Consider the following 1,812-nt stretch of genomic DNA (forward strand, 5'->3'; position numbering starts at 1 on the left):
GGAATGCTGCCGGGTGAGGCGTTGTCGCCACAGGTGACCGGATATGTCACCTGCCCGTTCAGGGTTCCTGGATCGACCCCTTCTTCCTTGAACGCAGCGTCGATGAACGGTTGCAGGAACTGTCCGGGAAGCAGGTTCATCACATATACCTTGAAGAAGGGACCGGATGCGACGGACTCACCGAGACCACCTGCGTAGTGAGAGAGAGGCAAGAGCGTGTCTTGGATGTCCTGTTTATGCTCCCGCAGAATTGCGGTCGTCCGATTGAGATCGTCCAGCACCGGGCGCAATTGGGCTTCGTTGTCATCGATGAGACCCACAACCTGGGCGGAGACAGCGGCAAGGTGCCCGAGGAGAACATCGATGGCTTCGCTACGTTGTTCGACTGCCCTGAAGAGCACGTTGCTGTCGAGCAGCAGGCTGTTGATCTGGTTGCTCCGTTCGCTCAACACCGAGGTCAGCGATTCTGCATTGTGCAACAGGTCCAGCACCATCTGGTCGCGGGTACTGACTGTGTCGGACAACCGCGAAACACCGTCGAGCGCAGCGCTCAGATTCGGCTCCAACTGATCCAACGACGAACTCATCGTGTTCAGAGCCTCCGACATCTGATTGGTATCCAACCCGCTGATGGTGGTCGTGAGGTCACCCAGCGCATCGGTCAACAAGTACGGCGTCTCGGTCTGCTCGATCGGGATGACCTGATCGGGACGGAGTTTCTCCTCCCCCCGCGGTGTCACCATGAGGAACTTGTTTCCCAGTACGGTCCGGGTCTTGATGGCAAGTTCGGTCCTACTTCCCAGCGGCGTGCCGCTGGCAGTGAACTCGATACGAACCTTGTCGCCCTCCAGGGCGACGTCGGCTACCTCTCCCACTCGGACCCCGGCAATCATCACCTTGTCGCCGGGCCGCAACCCGCCCGTATCGCCGAAATAGCCGGCGTACGAGGTCGTATTACTTAGGTACGGCAATCTTTCGATGTTGAGCGCAGCAAGCACCACACCGACCGTGAGCACGATGCCGATCAATCCCACGCGTTTCGTGGTAGACCTACGCGGAGCGGTCATGGCGGCGTACACCTTCCTGCTCGTTGGCCGATGATCGGAACGAACACCGGATTTCCGTCTGGCCCATTGACTTTCAGCTGAACATCACACAGGTAGAAGGTGAAGAAGTCTCCGTACAGGCCCAGGCGCGCCAGACGCCGATACGACTCCGGCAGAATCGCCAACATACGGTCGACATAATCCTGGTCTTGTGCAACGTTCTTCGCGACCCGCCCCGTCTGCGCGATGTCGTTCGCGATATCCGGACGTGAATACGTGAGCAGATCGGCCACCGACGCCGAGGCAGCGTCGATATGAACCAGTGCATCGCCGATAGGATCGGAATTCTGCGAGAGACCGGTAATCAACTGCTGCAAGTGGTCGATAGCCTGGTCGAAGTTTTCCTTCCGATCGTCGACCGTGCTCAGAACCGTGTTCAGATTCTCGATCACCGAACCGATCAGTTGATCACGATCAGCCAGCGTCGACGTCAGTTGCGCTGTCTGTTGCAAGAAGTTCGAGATTGTTCCGCCTTGGCCCTGAAAGACCGTGACCAACGAGCTCGACAACCTGTTCACCTGGTCGGGATCCAACGCCTTGAAAAGCGGACGAAAACCGTTGATCAAAGCATCCAGATCCAGTGCGGGAGAGGTGCGTTCGGCGGGAATGGTGGAGCCGACCGGTAACGGAGCGTTCGAACCCGCGCCGGGGAGAAGCTCCAAGTAATGATCACCGATGAGGTTCTCGTACCGGACGGCAGCCCTCG

2 protein-coding genes are annotated in these 1,812 nt (G+C 58.4%); both read right to left on the reverse strand.

The genetic code is table 11. The annotated features are described in order from the left end of the window. Positions 1–1,067 (reverse strand): MCE family protein (locus WAW17_RS33515; protein WP_422337132.1); only part of this gene is annotated, 1,067 nt, incomplete at its 3' end. Further along, on the reverse strand, positions 1,064–1,812 hold a 749-nt coding region (locus tag WAW17_RS33520), incomplete at its 5' end, for an MCE family protein (protein WP_422337133.1). The genes WAW17_RS33515 and WAW17_RS33520, both read right to left, overlap by 4 nt.

This window comes from Rhodococcus sp. (in: high G+C Gram-positive bacteria), assembly GCF_049286785.1.
Taxonomy (GTDB): Bacteria; Actinomycetota; Actinomycetes; order Mycobacteriales; family Mycobacteriaceae; genus Rhodococcus_F.